Genomic DNA, 16921 nt, shown 5'->3' on the forward strand with positions numbered 1-16921 from the left:
GGGTTAAGCTAGGCGCAGGACAACAGCGTGAAAAGCGGCGGGGAACAGGGACATGCCTGAACCGACAAGACAGGATGGCACCATGAAAGAACAGGACATGCCACACCGGCAAGACACCGGAGGTGAGCGCCTGCGGGTCACCACCCAAGAGGGTGTCGCCACCTTGTGCCTGACCGACGCCAGCAGCCGGAATGCCCTGTCCTCGGCCATGATGACAGATATCACAAACGCTCTGACCGCCCTTGCGGACCGGCGGGACATCCATGTTGTGGTGATCGAGGCGGAAGGCCCGGCCTTTTCATCAGGACATAACCTGAAAGAAGTCATCGGCGACAGCCGACTTGACACCATGCAGGCCCTGTTCGACCAGTGCAGCCACATGATGCAAACGGTGGTCAACCTGCCAAAGCCGGTAATCGCCAAGGTGGACGGTGTGGCAACGGCGGCGGGCTGCCAGCTTGTTGCCAGTTGCGACCTTGCCTTTGCCAGCGATACATCCCGCTTTGGGACGCCGGGGGTCAATATCGGCCTGTTCTGCTCCACCCCCATGGTGGCGCTCAGCCGCAATGTGGCCCCGAAGCATGCCATGGAAATGTTGCTGGGCGGCGACCTTGTTGATGCCGAACATGCCGCCCGGATCGGCCTTATCAACAGGGCCGTCCCCGCCGCTGATCTGGCGGGAACGGTTGCGGAATTTGCCCGGCGCATTGCCGCCAAGTCTCCGCTGACCGTCAGTATCGGCAAGACCGCCTTCTACCAGCAGCTTTCCCTGCCGCTGGATCAGGCCTATGACCTTGCGTCGCGGGTGATGGCGGAAAATATGCAGACACAGGATGCCAAAGAGGGTATCTCGGCGTTTCTTGAGAAACGCGATCCCACGTGGCAAGGCAAATAGGTCATGGACCACGAAACCTACGAAGACAACTATATCAGCGATATCCTGAAGGATGTGAAGACCATTGCCGTTGTAGGGGCAAGCGACAACCCGGTCCGACCATCCTATTTTGTCATGCGCTACATGCAAAGAAAGGGCTATCGCGTCCTGCCGGTCAACCCCGGCAAGGCAGGCGGACAACTGCTGGGAGAGACAGTTTACGCCACATTGGGTGACATCCCGGAACCGGTGGATATGGTGGATTGCTTTCGCAATTCCGACGCCATTCCCGCCATTGCGAAAGACGCCATTGCCATTGGTGCGAAGGTGCTCTGGATGCAGTTGGGTGTCATCAGCCCCGAAGCCGCCGAGTTGGCCGAGGGGGCGGGCCTGCGGGTCGTCATGAACCGCTGTCCGAAAATCGAGTTTGGCCGTCTGTCGGGCGAAATCGCCTATATGGGGGGCCGTTCGCGCATTATTTCATCAAAACGCAATCAGTTACTAGGAAACCGTAATGTCAAATCCTAAATTCGAGACTCTCTCCGTACATGCCGGGGCCGCCCCGGACCCGACCACGGGGGCTCGTATTACACCGATTTACCAGACTGCCTCCTATGTCTTCGATGACGTGGACCACGCAGCCGAACTTTTCAACCTGCAGGCCTTCGGGAACATCTATTCCCGGCTGACCAACCCGACCAATGCCGTTCTGGAAGAACGCGTCGCCACCCTGGAAGGCGGCGCCACCGGTCTTGCGGTTGCCTCCGGTCATGCAGCGCAGATGATTGTCTTCCACACCCTGATGGAACCGGGCGATGAATTCCTCGCGTCCAGCCGTCTGTATGGGGGGTCCATCACCCAGTTCAGCCAGTCCTTCAAGAAATTCGACTGGAATGTCCGCTTTGTCGATCCGGCCAACCCGGACAACTTCAAGGCTGCCCTCACCCCGAAATGCAAGGCCATCTTCATCGAAAGCCTCGCCAACCCGGGCGGTGTGGTCACCGATATCGAGGCCATTGCCAAGATTGCCCATGAGGCAGGCATTCCCCTCATCGTCGATAACACTCTGGCCACCCCGTACCTGTGCCGTCCCATCGAATGGGGTGCAGATATTGTGGTTCATTCCGCCACCAAGTTCCTTGGCGGGCACGGCAACTCCGTTGGCGGCATGATTGTGGATTCCGGCAAGTTCGACTGGAGCGCCAGTGACAAGTTCAAGACCCTGAGCGAGCCGAACCCGTCCTATCACGGCATGAAGTTCCACGAAACCTTTGGTGAACTGGCCTTTGGCATTGCCTGCCGGGCGCTTGGCCTGCGGGATCTGGGCCCGGCCCTGTCGCCGTTCAACGCCTTCATGATCACCACCGGCATCGAAACCCTGCACCTCCGCATGAAGCAGCATGGCGAAAATGCCCTGAAGGTCGCCACCTTCCTGAAGAACCATGACAAGGTTTCCTGGGTGTCCTACGCCGGTCTGGAAGACGACCCCTATCACGGGCTCGCCAAGAAATACCTGAAGGATGCCAGCGGCGGCGCGGTTCTGACCTTTGGCATCAAGGGCGGATATGAAGCCGGGATCAAGATGGTCGAGACTGTGGAACTGTTCTCCCACCTCGCCAATATTGGGGATACCCGCAGCCTGATCATTCACCCAAGCTCCACCACCCACCGCCAGCTCAGCGAAGAACAACAAATCGCTGCGGGTGCCGGACCGGACGTCATTCGTCTGTCCGTCGGGATCGAGCATGCGGATGACATCATTGCCGATCTGGAAAAGGCGCTGGCCAGCGCCTGAAGATAAAATGCTGTGTGACCGGTAGTTCGCCACACCAACCAAATTAAAAGTCGGGCCGTTTCTGAGACAAACCAGAAACGGCCCTTTTTCATTTAAGACATTCCATTTAAAATACAGAACTTGTTGAGCGAATATTTAAACCACCAACATGAATACGATATTATTAATTTAAAAAATAATTAAAATATTCATTTATTTTAGTTGAATTTAAAATATCGCTTCCCAATTTCCCTGTTCTGACAAACACCACAATCAGAGAGGGAAAAATGAAAACCCCTGTTCTTTTCATTGCCGTGACAGCGCTCCTGTCCGTGCCCCTGTTCCATGCCACGGCGGAACCTCAAAGCGCCGGACGAAACTGGTCCAGCAGCGTTGGAAATCAAAGCGCCTATGAAAGGGGCATCAAATCCAACACCGCCGACATGATTGCCAAGGCGAAGGGCGGCTTTTATGACGGCTTCAATACCTATAACAGCTACTATTCCAGCACCAATATCGGCTCACAGATCATCATTTCCGATAGCGTGATCACCGGTGCAGAGGTTGGCGCCATCAACTGCGGCCCGGTCACCACACAGGCGCAACTGGACGAAAACAATCTGAACCAGACAGATTCCACCGGCGATAACACCTGCGACGTGGGAGGATCCCATGCCGATTAAAGCCGCACTCCTGACCGGGGCGTCCCTCCTCTTCCTCAGTGGCTGCGTTGCGTCCTCTGGGAAAAACATCACGCTGGAACAGGGCCCACCGGTCCAGACCGTCTCCACCCCCTATAACACGCTGGTGCAGTGCATCGCCGGTCAGAACGTGATGACCGGAACATGGGCTGTGGGTGAAATCACCGACGCCACCGGCAAGATTGCCACCGACCTTGAAGGAACCGGCCGGTTTGTCAGTCAGGGGGCCGGTGACATGGTGCAAACGATCCTGCGGGATGCCGGCGCCGAGAAAACGGTCAATCGCCGGGATCCGCGCCTTAGCATCATGGAGGTCAAGTGGGGCATCCTGAAGCCTGACAACTTCATGCCCATGGATTATTATATTTCCGGCTCCATCAACACACTCGACTTCATTCCCGGGGCCGCCGCCGAGGTCACCATTGCCGGGATCGGCCCCCGCTATCGCCAGCACCGCGCCCTTGTGGGGCTTGACCTGCACCTGACCGATGCCCGCACCACCGAGGTGATTGGCGCGGTCAATATCTCAAAGCAGATTTTTGCGGATGAGGCCGGCTTCGGCATCGGGCGTTTCTTCGGCTCCACCCTCGTGGATGTGGATTTCAGCGCCGGGAACCGGGAACCGCTACAACTCTCCCTCCGCTCCATGCTGCAGTTTGGTCTCTATTCCCTGCTCAAGCAGACCCATCCGTCCCTTGCCGAGGAATGCGAACAAATCGTCGACGCCATCGAGGGGGTCGAAGAAACCACCGCCGCCTCGGGCGACCAACCCGTTCTAAAACAAAAAACCTGATAACCACCCCACAGGGGGGCCTTTTCATTATTTGGAGTTATATTCAGTATGATTAAGAAATTTATCCTGCCACTCGCAGCCCTGCCGCTTCTGATGGTTGCGTCAATCTCCCACGCCACCGAAACCCCGAGACAAACAGGCTCTCTCTATGGTGACTCAGTTAACCATGGCAATATCGCCAATCAGGTCGGTAATAACAGTGTCAATTTCTTCGGCATGCGTCCTGCCACCGGCACTCAAGGCCAGACAATTGAGCCTATTGAAATGGTCTTACCCTCTGGCAGCATCATTTACTCCGGTATCAACGCCGGGCCGAACCTAACTCAGATTGCGAACAATAACTTCCCCGATCTACAGGAAGAAACAGACGAGGACGGGAAACAAACCAGCGGCTTCTATTTCCAGAATACCGGCTCACTGGTCACCCTCAGCAACTCCCAGGTCGGGCACACACTTGGATGGGCAGGTATGGACCCCGAAGTCGCGTCAATGCTCACTGAGTACTTTGAAATGTACGCAGGCGCACTCTCCGACAACACATGGGCATTGAAGCAACTTTCTGATACACTTGCCAACACTGACTTTTCCAACGAAACAAACATCAACCTTTACCTATCCTTGATTGCTTACGCATCAGCAAATGCGACTGCAGAAGCAAGTGCCGATAGTGACAGCAGCGATGAGGGCGGTAACGGCAACGGTAACGGCAACGGTAACGGTAACGGTAACGGCAACGGCAACGGCCACGGCAACGGCAACGGCAACGGCAATGATGACGAAGACGAAGATGATGACCATCATGATGGAGACAACTGAACAGGCCGTGCATCAAGGTAACTTCCACGCCTCGCGAACCAAGTGATGAACATGGAACCGATTGTCAATCCTGCAATGACGATCCTTACCCGCATCCGATCCTGACGGATTTCAGGGGTCGGGGTTTTGGGCCAGCCTTCGGGCTGGCCTTTTTCTGTCAGCGCGGGGCCGACAGTTCGTGGACGACGGAGACCGCCAGCGCAAGGACAATCATGCCCATCCCCTGATGCAGGGCGCCCAAGGATACCGGGACAACCGTGATCAGGGTCCAGATACCGATCAGCACCTGCGCCAACACCGCGAACAGCAGGAAGGTAATCCCGGCGCGGGCCCGGTCCCCCGTCCCCGGCTTGCGGGCAAACAGGAACAACAGGATCACGGCCGCCGTTACCGCATAGGCGACCATGCGATGCGTGAACTGAATCGTCGCCACATTTTCCATGAAATTCATGTACCACGGCGTCATATGGAAAATATCCTCGGGCACGAACTGGCCGCCCATCAACGGCCATTCGTTATAAATAAGCCCGGCCTTCAGGCCCGCCACAAAGCCGCCGATCAAGATTTGCAGCCCGATCAGGGCCAGAACAATCCGGCTCCACCGGACCAGTCGTTCCGGGCGCCCGCGCACACCGGCCTGCCCCGGATACAGCAAATCAAGGGCCGACCATAACAGCGCCGCCAGAATAAGGCTGGCCAGCGCCAGATGGGCCGTCAGGCGATAATGGCTGACATCCGGCTGATCGATCAGGCCGCTTTTCACCATGACCCATCCCATCAGACCTTGCGAGCCGCCCAGAACAAACAGCATCAGCAACCGGGGAACCTGCGCCAGGCGGATGCGCCCGGCAATCAACAGCAGGACAAACGGTACAAAGAAGGCCAGACCGATAATCCGTCCCAAAAGACGATGGCCATATTCAAAGGCATAAATTTCCTTGAATGCGGACAGGGACATGCCCTTGTTGACCTTCTGGTATTCCGGGAAGGCCTTATATTTCTCAAATTCCGCATCCCATGCCTGCTCTGTCAGGGGCGGTAGCCAGCCGGTTACCGGGCGCCATTCCACCATGGACAGGCCGGATTCGGTCAGGCGCGTCACCCCGCCCAGAACCACCATACAGAAAACAAGAAACGCCACGGTCAACAGCCAGCCGGCCACAAGGCGGGCATCGTCACGACTGCGGGTTACGGAAAAGGAAGAAGTCATCGTCATCATGGCGGAGAAGATACCGCCGGGTGGAAAATATGCAACGAAAATAGAATCGCATCCCGCCCCGTTCGCGTCGCGGGTCCCACCCCCGGACAATGCAGGGCAACAAAAAAGGCCCCGGCTGCAAGAGCCGAGGCCTTCTTGTTGGTCGGGCAGGCCGGATTTGAACCGACGACCCCTACACCCCCAGTATAGTGCGCTACCAGGCTGCGCTACTGCCCGCCAATGGGTGTGTCAATCGGCGCGCACTATAGCTTTCCTGTTCAGCCATTGCAACGCCTCTGTGTGCTTCGGGTAACTTTTTTTAAAACCCCTTTAAAACTGCGGGTTACAGCGCGCTCGCCAGCACCTCCCGAAGGGTTTTAAGCTCCTCCCGGATGGCGTGAAGCCGCGCCCTCGAACCCTCGTCAAGATCGGTATTCTGTCCGGCAGGCGCTGCTGCTGCGGCGGCCTCCTCGGTCGGAGCCGGAGCCGCATCCGCCGGACTGTCATCCCCGTCAGACGTCAGAGAGACAGAAACCGGTGCCGGATTTTTAAGGGCATCAATATTGCCAATCTTCCCGCCCTGCTCTTTCAGCAGCTTTTGCGCGCCCTTGATGGTAAAGCCGTGGGTATACAAAAGATCGCGAATGCCCCGGATCAGTTCCACATCGGCAGGACGATAATAGCGCCGACCGCCCCCGCGTTTCAGCGGTTTGACAACAGCGAATTTCGTTTCCCAGAACCGCAGGACATGTTGAGGCACGTCCAGTTCGTCCGATACTTCACTGATCGTCCTGAACGCATCCGGGTCTTTTTGGGTCTTGCGCACCATACTTTCGGCCATCTCCGTTCGCCAGATCAGCCTTCACGGACGCCGTTATTGATCTTGTCTTTGAGGACATGGGAAGCCCGGAACACCAGAACCTTCCGCGGCTCAATGGGGACTTCCTCGCCGGTTTTCGGGTTGCGGCCCACACGCCCGCTTTTCTGCCGAACCTGCAGACTGCCAAAGGATGAAATCTTGACGGACTCGCCTCCGGCAAGACGATCGGCAATCTCGCCCAGGACTTCCTCTACATACGCGGCAGACTCATTACGGGACAAACCAACTTTTTGGTAAACTGCTTCGGCCAAATTTGCTCTGGTCAGTGTATTTTTGCTCATGTTTCCCACCTCGCACCGTTGCTAAAGGATTATCACAGCAGAAAAGACCGTCAACTGTTATGGGGATATTTCCCGGAACAGAACGGGAATCAGAGTGATTCACCGTTATTTTCGACTAACGCCTTGAAATTGAACAGCCTTCAAACCGGAATTCGCCCCTACAGGTTGCGAATCTGGTTTGGAAGATTCGGAAAGCTCCTGCCCCGGTCAAACCGGGCCCGGACTAGAAACGAACCAGGGCAGACCCCCAGGTAAATCCGCCGCCCATCGCCTCAAGCAGCAACAGGTCGCCGCGCTTCACCCGGCCATCCCGCACAGCCTCGTCCAACGCCAGCGGAACAGACGCCGCAGAGGTGTTGCCATGCCGATCAACCGTCACCACAACCTTTTCCGCCGGCATCTTCAGCTTGCGGCCTGTGCCGTCGATGATGCGCTTGTTGGCCTGATGCGGGATCAGCCAGTCGATATCGTCCGGGGCAAGACCGGTGGCCTCAAGGGCCTCGTTCACCACGCTGGCCAGATTGGTCACCGCGTGCTTGAACACCTCGCGGCCTTCCATACGCAGGTAACCCGTGGTCCGGGTCGAGGAAGGCCCGCCGTCCACATACAGCAGGTCGTGCTTGCCACCATCCGCATGCAGATGGGATGTCAGAACGCCCCGGTCGGCATTGGTACCCGCCTCTTCCGAGGCTTCCAGCACCACGGCCCCGGCGCCGTCCGCAAAAAGAACGCACGTGGTCCGGTCTTCCCAGTCCACAATGCGAGAGAATGTCTCGGCGCCGATCACAAGCGCCCGGTTGGCCTGTCCGGCCTTGATGAAATTATCCGCTGTCGCCAGTGCATAGATGAAACCGGTACAGACAGCCTGAACGTCAAAAGCGAACCCGCCTGTCATGCCCAGCTTGTGCTGAACCGTGGTCGCGGTTGCGGGGAAGGTTTCGTCCGGCGTGGCCGTCGCCACCAGAACCAGATCAATGTCATTGGCCGTCAGACCGGCATTGTCGAGCGCCGCCTGCGCCGCTTTCGTCCCAAGATCGGACGTCAGTTCGCCGTCTGCTGCAATATGCCGTTGCCGAATCCCGGAGCGGGCCACAATCCACTCGTCAGAGGTATCCACCATGGTGGACAATTCTTCATTGGTCAGGATTCTTTCCGGCAGGTAGGACCCTGTCCCGGCAATTACTGAACGACGCATAACAGCTCCACTTCCGGCAAATCAGATACCGGAGACTCTATTGTGACACTCTATTGTTTTACTTTTTCGGTATCAGCAGGCAACCCGTCCTCATCGGAATCGGGATCAACTGATGGGGTATCCCCATTATGCCCTAACTTGCCCTGCGCATCAAAGGCCTTGAAGTGGGCAATCATTTTATCGATCATCCCTTCGGAAACCATTTCGATGGTGACCGCGATCGCATTGGCAAATCCAAGGGCATCCGTGCCGCCATGGCTTTTCACGCAAACACCGTTCAGGCCAAGGAAAACCCCGCCATTATAGCCACGGGGATCCAGTCGGTCCTTGAGGATTCGCAGGCCGCCACGGGCCAGAAGATAACCGAGTTTTGACAAAAGAGAGCTTTTAAAGCCGACCCGCAGGAAGTTGGCAAACAGGCTTGCCACCCCTTCCGCTGTCTTCAGCGCCACATTCCCGGTAAAGCCATCGGTTACAACAACGTCGACCGTGCCGCGTGTGATATCGTCGCCTTCAATAAAGCCGCAATATTCGAACGGGGGATTTTCCATGGATCGCAAGCGGTCCCCGGCTTCGCGAATGGTATCGCTGCCTTTCAGTTCCTCGACCCCGACATTCAGCAAGCCGACCCGAGGAGGCACCCGGCCAAGAACGGCACGGGCAAAGTCGGCGCCCATGACCGCAAACTGAACCAGATTGTCGGCGTCGCATTCCACATTGGCCCCAAGGTCCAGCATCACCGTCTCGCCTTTCAGCGACGGCAGCATGGAAGCAATGGCCGGGCGATCAATGCCCGGCAGGGTCCGAAGCGAGAATTTCGCCATAGCCATCAGGGCACCGGTATTCCCGGCGGAGACAACGCCTCCCGCCTCGCCCTCGCGCACAGCGTCAATGGCAAGTCGCATACTGCTCTGGCGGCCCTTGCGCAGGGCCTGGCTCGGCTTGTCTTCACCCTTGATGGCCTGATCCGTATGACGGACCTCGCAGACCTCCTTTACTCCCGGATGGGCATCCAGAAGCGGGGCCAGACGTTTCTCATCCCCAAACAGCAAAAACCGGGCCTGTGGAAACTGAACACGGACGATGTCCACCCCCTTGATAACAATATCAGGGGCGTGATCTCCCCCCATCGCGTCAAGGGCAATAACAACGTCTTTGCTCATCATACAGTCCGGTTCTTGTGTCTAACGATAAACGGGGACTGTCTGATTAGAGTACTTCAGCAGTGTCCAGAACTTCACGGTCGTCATAGTGACCGCAAGAACCACAGATGTGGTGCGGGCGCTTCAGTTCGCCGCAGTTCGGGCATTCGCTTGCCTGTGTACCGCTCAGTGCATCATGTGCACGACGCATGTTACGCTTGGATTTGGTTGTCTTCTTCTTAGGTACTGCCATTTTCTTCGTCTCTCATTCATGCACCGGAAAACCGGTGACTGACCAAAACACCACTCCGCTCTCGCGGCTTACTTCTTGTCCATCAGGCTCTTCAGATCGGCAAAAGGCTTGTATGTTTCCACCTTGCCTTCCTCGGCCATATCTCCATCTGCGTCATGCAGATATCCTGCTGCGCTCGATGCGTCAATAGTTTCCGCCCTTGGATACGGGTCCATGACCAGGGCGATCTGCTCTGCTGCGGTATGAACAACATCAATTTTGTTGTCCACAATCAGCTCCGGCAGGTCTGAATCCTCCAGGCTCATGCTGTGTTCCACCTCATCGACACCGGCTTCCGCCGCATCGAATGTGTAGCACACGTTAAATGCCTCTTCAATTTTCTGTACGACAGGTTCCAGCGTCACAACACAGGCCTGCGACACCTCTGCCGCCACGGTTCCGCTGACTTCCACCTGTCCGGTCGTTTCGGACCGCCGGACCTCTCCTGCGGTTCTAAAGGACGAAACGGCCAGTATATTCAGGCTTTTCGCGAGGGCCAGCCTCTGATCTTCAGACGCTTCCACATCAAAACGCAGGACATCACGCCCCAAACGCTCGACATTAACCCACCGAGCAAATTCTTCCCCGGCTTCCTTCATGGGACGACCCTTTCCAGCTCCTCAATGATCTGCCAAAGACCGTTTTCGATGCAACGTTCCGGCCCACGATTCGAAGGCGCGAAAATAAGCGTTTCAGGGCGGCGGGTCAACGGCTTTTCGTGAATTCAGCTAATCAATTGTTTTACATACAAAAAACCGGCCAGAAAAACATATCAGCCAGCGCCCTTGTCAGGCCTCGCCTTCAAAAGGCTGAAAGCGAACCTGACCCTTGACCAGACCGGACACATCCTCAGCCGCCATGGCGTCGGAATTCCTCCGCACATACTCCGCCAACAGGCTGACCGCCGCTTCGGACGGGCCGCCTTCCACGGTGCGGTAATGATTGCGCCGAAGGGCGTCTTCCAGTGTCTCCTCGCCGCCATCAAGGGCCGTATCATAGGCCGCCACCCGACCATAGAACAGGGTTGCCATTTCCTTGATCCGCTTGCCAACGCTCAGGTCCCCAACCCCGATTTCGCGAAGGGACTGGTCCATGTCGGCGAAAAGCTGGTCGAACAGGGCCTGCGACAGGCCGGCCATGTCCTCGCCTTCCCGTTTCAGGCGGCGCAACACCAGATAGGTATGCAGGACGATCATCTCGAACCGGCCATCCACCGTATCGGGAACCTCGCCCCGCAGATAGAAATCAGGCTGGCGGGCCTGGTTGACAATCGCCGTGTAGAGGTCGGTTACCGCCCCTTTATACGGGTCGCGCCTGAAAAACTTGCTCAGAATCATGATCCTACCTTGCCGAGGAACACGCGACCTGCTGTCAAAGCCGCGAAATATTTGACATTTGCCTCAATTAAATGGCATGTATGCAGCCTGAATTAAGCGCTTGGCGGTCGTCTGTCAACAATCGGACCGACCCGGAAGCGCCTTGATCATCATCCTGTTCTGTCTTTTACGGATATCATGGCGAACATCATGACAGCGAAATCAATGAAAAAACTGTTGAATACGGCCCTTGTCGGGGCTGTTGCCGTGACGCTTGTTGCCTGCGACCCTGTCCGCGAGGAAAAGGGCTACCGTCTGGATGAAGAACAGATCGCCAAGGTGGAAAAAGGCATCTCCGACAAGGATGGTGTTCTGGCCGCCCTCGGCTCCCCTTCCAGCATCTCCACCTTCCCCGAGCAGGGAGAGGCCTGGTACTATATCAGCCGGAAAACAGAACATATCGCCTTTCTGGAAAAGGATGTGATCGAGCAAAACGTGATTGTCATCAAGTTTGACGAGAACGAAGTGGTCACCGACATCAAGAATTACAGCAAGGAAGATGGCCGCGAAATCGATATGGTAGACCGCACCACCCCGACAGGCGGCAATGAACTGGGCTTCTTTGAACAGCTGTTTGGCAACTTCGGTCGCTTCAACCCCAACGCCAACTGATCCAGAGCGCCTTTAATCCTGCACCAAAGGCCCCTGTTTCCCCAAGGGCTGAACGGGTTTTTGCGTCCTTTTCGCATCGTGCGCGACTGCCATCCGTGACGAAAAACAGAGAACGCTTCCCCTGCCCGAACCACTTTTACGGTGGTTATCAAATTATTAATATTTCTGAACTAACCCTGTTCGGCAAATCATCCGCCGATTATCTCGGCTCCAAACTAGAATAAAGCCTCCGTACCCTCTCGGCTGGCTATAAAAACAACGTTTGTCGATAAGGATCTCCCCCATGTTCCCTTTAAGGCTCAAGCTGGCCCAAAAGCTGCCGTTGCTTATCATTTCCTCCTCCCTCGTTCTGGGTATCGCTCTTGGTGTCACGGGCTATCTGTCCGGCGCCGATGCGGTTGAACAGGAAGTCAGAAAGAAACTGGATGTCACCCTCGAATCCCGCAAACTGGGACTGACCCAGCTTATGTCCTCCGTTCGGGATGATCTGGAGGTCACGGCAACAAACCCGGTGATTGTCAACGCGATCTCCGAATTCGGGACAGCCTGGCTGGGCATTTCTGGAAATCCCACGGAAGTCCTGCAGAACGGCTTTATTCACAACAACCCCCACCCGGAACAGGAACGGGACCAGCTCGACAGCGTCGGGGACGGCTCCTACTACAGTGAGATTCACCAGCGCTTCCACCCATGGCTGCGCTCCTACATGAAATCCCGCGGCTATCATGACATCCTGCTGTTCGACATGGACGGCAACATGATCTACAGCGTGCATAAAGAAGAGGATTTCGGAACCAATATCCTGTCCGGCCCCTACAAGGGCACCGATCTCGCCCGCATCTATGAAGCCTCCGTCAAGGCGGAAAGCGTCACGGACCAGATCTTTACCGATTTCTCCCCCTACGCTGCCAGCCATAACGAGCCGTCCAGCTTCATCGCCTCTCCGGTTCTGATGGACGGGTTTGTCGTTGGCGTGGTGGCGTTCCAGCTTTCCACCGAACGGATCGACAACCTGATGCAGAACAGCGCCGGGCTTGGTGAAACCGGTGAAAGCTATCTGGTGGGCAAGGACAAGCTGATGCGGAGCAACTCCCGCTTCTCCGACACCCCGACCCTTCTCGTCACAACCGTTGACACCGAAGCTGCCGCACGGGCTTTGGCGGGCGAAAACGGGACCATGTTCTCTGTTGATTACAACGGCACCGAGGTCATCTCCCAATATGCCCATTTTGAATTCATGGGGACGGAATGGGCCATTCTGGCCGAGATTGATGAACCTGAATTCATGGCCCCTGTTGTCGGCATTCGCAACAACATGGCGCTGATCGGTGGCCTGCTGCTGATCATCGTGGGGTCTGTTGGCGTCTTCTTCGCCCGCACCATCGCAAAATCACTGGCCAACATGACAACGGCCATGAAAACCGTTGCCAGTGGCGACCTGACCGTGGAGATCCCCTCCCGCGGGCGGACGGACGAGGTTGGCGACATGGCTGGCGCCCTGCAGGTGTTCAAGGACAGCGCCATTGAACAGAAACGTCTGGAACAGGAAGCCGCCGAAGCCGCCAAACGGGAAGCCGAACGGGAGAAACGCGAACGGGAAGCCGAACAGGAACGGGTGGAACAGGAACGTCAGCGCGAAGCCGCCGATGCCGAGGAAAAAGCCGCCCGCGCCGAACGGATTACCAACATCATCCGGGGTTTCGAAGGCAAGGTATCCGAATTGCTCTCCACCCTGACGGGGGCCGCGACCGAGTTGCAGGCAACCGCCAACAATCTGGTGTCCACCGCCGACAGCTCACAGGAACTGTCCACAATTGTTGCTTCGGCGGCGCATGAGGCCTCATCCAACACGCAAACCGTTGCCTCGGCGGCGGAAGAACTGTCCGCCTCTATCGGGGAAATCAACCGTCAGGCCTCCCAGGCGTCGCGGGTTTCCGAAGATGCGGTTCGCGAGGCTGACAATTCCACCCAGTCCGTGCACTCACTGGCAGAATCCACCAAGAAGATCAGCGAAATCGTGACCATCATTAACGACATCGCCGCCCAGACCAACCTTCTGGCGCTGAACGCCACCATCGAGGCCGCCCGCGCTGGCGAGGCTGGTAAAGGCTTTGCCGTTGTGGCCAGCGAAGTAAAGAATCTGGCCAACCAGACCGCCCGCGCAACCGAGGAAATCGCCACCCAGATCAACGAAATGCAGGGGGCTTCGGAAGGAACGGTGACCGCCATCGACAATATCGGAAAGGTCATCCAGTCCATCCGCGAGGCAACGGTCAGCATTTCGTCTGCCGTGGAACAACAGGCCTCTGCCACCAACGAGATTTCCCTCAACGTTCAGGAAGCCTCGAAGGGAACAAACGAGGTATCCCTGAATATCGAACAGGTGTCCGTCAAGGCACAGGAAACCGGCGCCGCCTCCAATCAGGTGCTGTCGGCGTCCAACTCCCTTGACCAACTTTCCCACCAGTTGAAAACGGATATCGAATCCTTCCTGTCCGACATTCGTGCCGCCTGACGGCATCCCTCCTGAAAGAAAAAGGCCGGCCCCGCAAGGGACCGGCCTTTCTTTTTGCCCGGACACCCCGCCATGGGGCTGCCCGTCTTTCTTTTCAGGACTGCCTAGCCGTGGGCCAGCACCGCCAGCAACAACAGGGCAATGATATTGGTGATCTTGATCATGGGATTGACGGCGGGTCCCGCCGTATCCTTGTAGGGATCCCCAACTGTATCGCCGGTCACCGCTGCCGCATGGGCATCGGTTCCCTTGCCACCGTGATTGCCATCCTCGATATACTTCTTGGCATTATCCCAGGCCCCGCCCCCGGCGGTCATGGAAATGGCCACGAACAGCCCGGTGATGATCACCCCCAGAAGCATGGCCCCCACGGTGGAGAAGGCGGCGGACTTGTCCGCAATCAACATGACAATCCCGAACACCACCAGCGGTGCCAGCACCGGCAGCAGGGACGGTATAATCATTTCCTTGATGGCGGCCCGTGTCAGAAGATCGACCGCCCGCCCGTAATCAGGTTTGCCCGTTCCTTCCATAATACCGGGAATTTCCTTGAACTGACGGCGCACTTCCCGCACGACGGACCCGGCGGCCCGCCCCACAGACATCATGCCCAGCGCCCCGAACAGATAGGGAAGCAAGCCCCCCAGAATAAGGCCAACCACAACAAACGGGTTTTGCAGGCTGAAATTCAGCTCCACTCCCTGAAAAAACGAGAACCGTTCCGGTGTGGCATTCGAGATAAAATAGGCCAGATCCTCGGTATAGGCGGCGAACAAGACCAGTGCCCCCAATCCCGCAGACCCGATGGCATACCCCTTGGTCACTGCCTTGGTGGTATTGCCCACCGCATCCAGCGCATCGGTGGTCTTGCGCACGTCTTCATCCATATCCGCCATTTCGGCAATCCCGCCCGCGTTGTCCGTCACCGGACCATAGGCATCCAGCGCCACAACCATACCGGCCAGGGCCAGCATACTGGTCACCGCGATGGCAATCCCGAACAGCGCCGCCAGATTATAGGCAACGATGATGCCCGCACAGATGATGATGGCTGGAATGGCCGTTGCCTCCATGGAGACGGCAAGCCCCTGAATGACATTGGTGCCATGTCCGGTTTCCGACGCACTGGCAATGCTGCGCACCGGTCGGTAACTGGTGGAGGTGTAATATTCCGTCACCCAGATGATCAGGCCCGTCACCACCAACCCGATCAGGCCGCAGTAAAACAGGCTGGCCCCGGTGAAGGTTTTACCCGACACGGTAAATTCCGTTCCCGTGCCGATCACCATGGCCGTCACTGGCCACAGCCCGATGGCAGACAGGACCGCCGTCGCCACGAACCCCTTATAAAGGGCGCCCATGATGTTGGTGCTGTTCCCCAGCCGCACAAAAAACGTGCCGATCACCGATGTCAGGATACAGACGGCACCAATCATCAGAGGATAGATCATCATGGCCGGATTGTCCGCGAAATAGATGGACGCCAGAACCATGGTCGCCACCACCGTCACCGCATAGGTTTCAAACAGGTCCGCCGCCATTCCGGCGCAGTCTCCCACATTGTCCCCCACATTATCGGCGATAACGGCCGGGTTTCTGGGATCATCCTCAGGGATGCCAGCCTCGACCTTGCCGACGAGATCGGCGCCGACATCGGCCCCTTTGGTGAAAATCCCCCCGCCAAGCCGGGCAAAAATTGAAATCAGCGACGCCCCGAAGCCGAGCGCGACCAGACTGTCGATCATCTCCCGCCCCTCAACATTCATGCTGACCAGAATGGAATAGTATCCGGCAACCGCCAGCAGGGCGAGCCCCACCACCAGAAGCCCGGTCACCGCCCCCGCCTTGAACGAGATGGCCAGCCCTTCCTTGAGGCCAACCGCCGCCCCGGCAGCCGTGCGAACATTGGCCCGGACCGACACATTCATGCCGATAAAACCGGTCGCACCCGACAGAACGGCGCCAATCAGGAAGCCGATCCCCACCTTGACGCCCAGCAAAAACCAGAGAATGACGAAGATAACAAGCCCGACCACCCCAATGGTCAGATACTGGCGGTTCAGGTATGCGGTTGCCCCTTCCTGCACCGCCGCGGAAATTTCCTGCATGCGCACCGTCCCTGCATCTGCTGACAGAACGGAACGCCCGGCATATACCCCGTAAACAAGCGCAACCAACCCACAAACAATCGGAATCCACATTACTGCTGACATTGACTCCACCCCATTTCTGCAGATCCGGGACCTGCTTAAATTGTGATTATTTGGGCTCCATGTCCCTACTCGACGCTAATCATTACAGGGTAATCAACTGTATATATCTACCATGACAGATAAAAATAATATACGCAACTACCTGTTCCGGTTCGACCTTTTGTCTGAATACAGGGGCTTTATTTGCCCCCGAACCAATTTTACAAGAACAACTTTCTGAATACTTTCCATACCCTGATTTTACACAAACCGGATAAGA

General features: G+C 56.9%; 17 protein-coding genes and 1 tRNA gene. 8 read left to right on the forward strand and 10 right to left on the reverse strand.

The window, feature by feature from the left end:
- Nucleotides 1–97: 97 nt before the first annotated feature.
- The 6 genes from FQB27_RS14115 (at nt 98) to FQB27_RS14140 (ending at nt 4958) form a co-directional block, all read left to right on the forward strand.
- Nucleotides 98–895 carry an enoyl-CoA hydratase gene (locus FQB27_RS14115; RefSeq protein WP_380683354.1) on the forward strand — a complete coding sequence of 266 codons (798 nt, stop codon included), beginning with the start codon at nt 98–100 and terminating at the stop codon, nt 893–895.
- 3 nt (nt 896–898) lie between these two features.
- Nucleotides 899–1402, forward strand: a complete 504-nt coding sequence (locus FQB27_RS14120) for a CoA-binding protein (protein WP_169561697.1) — start codon at nt 899–901, stop codon at nt 1400–1402.
- Nucleotides 1389–2669 carry an O-acetylhomoserine aminocarboxypropyltransferase gene (locus tag FQB27_RS14125; protein WP_169561698.1) on the forward strand — a complete coding sequence of 427 codons (1281 nt, stop codon included), beginning with the start codon at nt 1389–1391 and terminating at the stop codon, nt 2667–2669. The genes FQB27_RS14120 and FQB27_RS14125 overlap by 14 nt, the downstream gene beginning before the upstream one ends.
- 266 nt (nt 2670–2935) lie before the next feature.
- Nucleotides 2936–3331 (forward strand): hypothetical protein, encoded by a 396-nt coding sequence (locus FQB27_RS14130; RefSeq protein WP_169561699.1) that lies wholly within the window; start codon nt 2936–2938, stop codon nt 3329–3331.
- Nucleotides 3321–4142 (forward strand): CsgG/HfaB family protein, encoded by an 822-nt coding sequence (locus FQB27_RS14135; protein WP_169561700.1) that lies wholly within the window; start codon nt 3321–3323, stop codon nt 4140–4142. Before FQB27_RS14130 ends, FQB27_RS14135 begins: the two co-directional genes overlap by 11 nt.
- 48 nt (nt 4143–4190) lie before the next feature.
- Nucleotides 4191–4958 carry a hypothetical protein gene (locus FQB27_RS14140; RefSeq protein WP_169561383.1) on the forward strand — a complete coding sequence of 256 codons (768 nt, stop codon included), beginning with the start codon at nt 4191–4193 and terminating at the stop codon, nt 4956–4958.
- 157 nt (nt 4959–5115) lie between these two features.
- Here the strand turns inward: FQB27_RS14140 and FQB27_RS14145 are convergent, their stop codons facing one another.
- The 9 genes from FQB27_RS14145 to FQB27_RS14185 all read right to left on the reverse strand — a co-directional run bounded on the left by FQB27_RS14145 (nt 5116) and on the right by FQB27_RS14185 (nt 11283).
- Nucleotides 5116–6177 (reverse strand): COX15/CtaA family protein, encoded by a 1062-nt coding sequence (locus FQB27_RS14145; protein WP_169561701.1) that lies wholly within the window; start codon nt 6175–6177, stop codon nt 5116–5118.
- A gap of 139 nt (nt 6178–6316) precedes the next feature.
- Nucleotides 6317–6393 (reverse strand) — tRNA-Pro (locus tag FQB27_RS14150).
- 106 nt (nt 6394–6499) lie between these two features.
- Nucleotides 6500–6997, reverse strand: a complete 498-nt coding sequence (locus tag FQB27_RS14155; RefSeq protein ID WP_240953516.1) for a MerR family transcriptional regulator — start codon at nt 6995–6997, stop codon at nt 6500–6502.
- A gap of 14 nt (nt 6998–7011) precedes the next feature.
- Entirely contained in the window at nt 7012–7317 is a 306-nt protein-coding gene (locus FQB27_RS14160) for an integration host factor subunit alpha (RefSeq protein ID WP_169561702.1), read from the reverse strand.
- A gap of 223 nt (nt 7318–7540) precedes the next feature.
- Entirely contained in the window at nt 7541–8512 is a 972-nt protein-coding gene (locus FQB27_RS14165) for a beta-ketoacyl-ACP synthase III (RefSeq protein WP_169561703.1), read from the reverse strand.
- 50 nt (nt 8513–8562) lie between these two features.
- A complete protein-coding gene (plsX, locus tag FQB27_RS14170) occupies nt 8563–9675 on the reverse strand; it encodes a phosphate acyltransferase PlsX (protein ID WP_169561854.1) in 1113 nt (370 codons plus the stop codon).
- A gap of 46 nt (nt 9676–9721) precedes the next feature.
- Nucleotides 9722–9907: a 50S ribosomal protein L32 gene (gene rpmF, locus FQB27_RS14175; RefSeq protein ID WP_169561704.1), complete on the reverse strand. Its 186-nt coding sequence runs from the start codon at nt 9905–9907 to the stop codon at nt 9722–9724.
- A gap of 68 nt (nt 9908–9975) precedes the next feature.
- The gene (locus FQB27_RS14180) at nt 9976–10545 is read right to left on the reverse strand and encodes a DUF177 domain-containing protein (protein WP_169561705.1); all 570 of its coding nucleotides are present in this window, start codon (nt 10543–10545) and stop codon (nt 9976–9978) included.
- A gap of 189 nt (nt 10546–10734) precedes the next feature.
- Complete coding sequence (locus FQB27_RS14185) at nt 10735–11283, reverse strand: ubiquinol-cytochrome C chaperone family protein (protein WP_169561706.1); 549 nt, start codon at nt 11281–11283, stop codon at nt 10735–10737.
- A gap of 189 nt (nt 11284–11472) precedes the next feature.
- Here FQB27_RS14185 and FQB27_RS14190 point away from each other — a divergent pair, with 189 nt between their 5' ends.
- Together FQB27_RS14190 and FQB27_RS14195 are read left to right on the forward strand one after the other, a co-directional pair.
- Complete coding sequence (locus FQB27_RS14190; protein ID WP_169561707.1) at nt 11473–11934, forward strand: outer membrane protein assembly factor BamE; 462 nt, start codon at nt 11473–11475, stop codon at nt 11932–11934.
- A 283-nt stretch (nt 11935–12217) separates the two neighbouring features.
- Nucleotides 12218–14449, forward strand: a complete 2232-nt coding sequence (locus FQB27_RS14195) for a methyl-accepting chemotaxis protein (RefSeq protein ID WP_169561708.1) — start codon at nt 12218–12220, stop codon at nt 14447–14449.
- Nucleotides 14450–14553: 104 nt separating this feature from the next.
- On the opposite strand, the gene FQB27_RS14200 is transcribed toward FQB27_RS14195, so the two are convergent.
- A complete protein-coding gene (locus tag FQB27_RS14200; protein WP_169561709.1) occupies nt 14554–16662 on the reverse strand; it encodes a sodium-translocating pyrophosphatase in 2109 nt (702 codons plus the stop codon).
- Nucleotides 16663–16921 lie beyond the last annotated feature (259 nt).

The sequence above is a fragment of the Sneathiella chinensis genome, assembly GCF_012720115.1.
GTDB lineage: Bacteria > Pseudomonadota > Alphaproteobacteria > Sneathiellales > Sneathiellaceae > Sneathiella > Sneathiella chinensis.

Bases quoted from the DNA above. Each gene is read 5' to 3' on its own strand.
- FQB27_RS14115 (WP_380683354.1), top strand. From the start codon at position 98: ATGCCACACCGGCAAGACACCGGAGGTGAGCGCCTGCGGGTCACCACC.
- FQB27_RS14120 (WP_169561697.1), top strand. From the start codon at position 899: ATGGACCACGAAACCTACGAAGACAACTATATCAGCGATATCCTGAAG.
- FQB27_RS14125 (WP_169561698.1), top strand. From the start codon at position 1,389: ATGTCAAATCCTAAATTCGAGACTCTCTCCGTACATGCCGGGGCCGCC.
- FQB27_RS14130 (WP_169561699.1), top strand. From the start codon at position 2,936: ATGAAAACCCCTGTTCTTTTCATTGCCGTGACAGCGCTCCTGTCCGTG.
- FQB27_RS14135 (WP_169561700.1), top strand. From the start codon at position 3,321: ATGCCGATTAAAGCCGCACTCCTGACCGGGGCGTCCCTCCTCTTCCTC.
- FQB27_RS14140 (WP_169561383.1), top strand. From the start codon at position 4,191: ATGATTAAGAAATTTATCCTGCCACTCGCAGCCCTGCCGCTTCTGATG.
- FQB27_RS14145 (WP_169561701.1), bottom strand. From the start codon at position 6,177: ATGATGACGATGACTTCTTCCTTTTCCGTAACCCGCAGTCGTGACGAT.
- FQB27_RS14155 (WP_240953516.1), bottom strand. From the start codon at position 6,997: ATGGCCGAAAGTATGGTGCGCAAGACCCAAAAAGACCCGGATGCGTTC.
- FQB27_RS14160 (WP_169561702.1), bottom strand. From the start codon at position 7,317: ATGAGCAAAAATACACTGACCAGAGCAAATTTGGCCGAAGCAGTTTAC.
- FQB27_RS14165 (WP_169561703.1), bottom strand. From the start codon at position 8,512: ATGCGTCGTTCAGTAATTGCCGGGACAGGGTCCTACCTGCCGGAAAGA.
- plsX (WP_169561854.1), bottom strand. From the start codon at position 9,675: ATGAGCAAAGACGTTGTTATTGCCCTTGACGCGATGGGGGGAGATCAC.
- rpmF (WP_169561704.1), bottom strand. From the start codon at position 9,907: ATGGCAGTACCTAAGAAGAAGACAACCAAATCCAAGCGTAACATGCGT.
- FQB27_RS14180 (WP_169561705.1), bottom strand. From the start codon at position 10,545: ATGAAGGAAGCCGGGGAAGAATTTGCTCGGTGGGTTAATGTCGAGCGT.
- FQB27_RS14185 (WP_169561706.1), bottom strand. From the start codon at position 11,283: ATGATTCTGAGCAAGTTTTTCAGGCGCGACCCGTATAAAGGGGCGGTA.
- FQB27_RS14190 (WP_169561707.1), top strand. From the start codon at position 11,473: ATGACAGCGAAATCAATGAAAAAACTGTTGAATACGGCCCTTGTCGGG.
- FQB27_RS14195 (WP_169561708.1), top strand. From the start codon at position 12,218: ATGTTCCCTTTAAGGCTCAAGCTGGCCCAAAAGCTGCCGTTGCTTATC.
- FQB27_RS14200 (WP_169561709.1), bottom strand. From the start codon at position 16,662: ATGTCAGCAGTAATGTGGATTCCGATTGTTTGTGGGTTGGTTGCGCTT.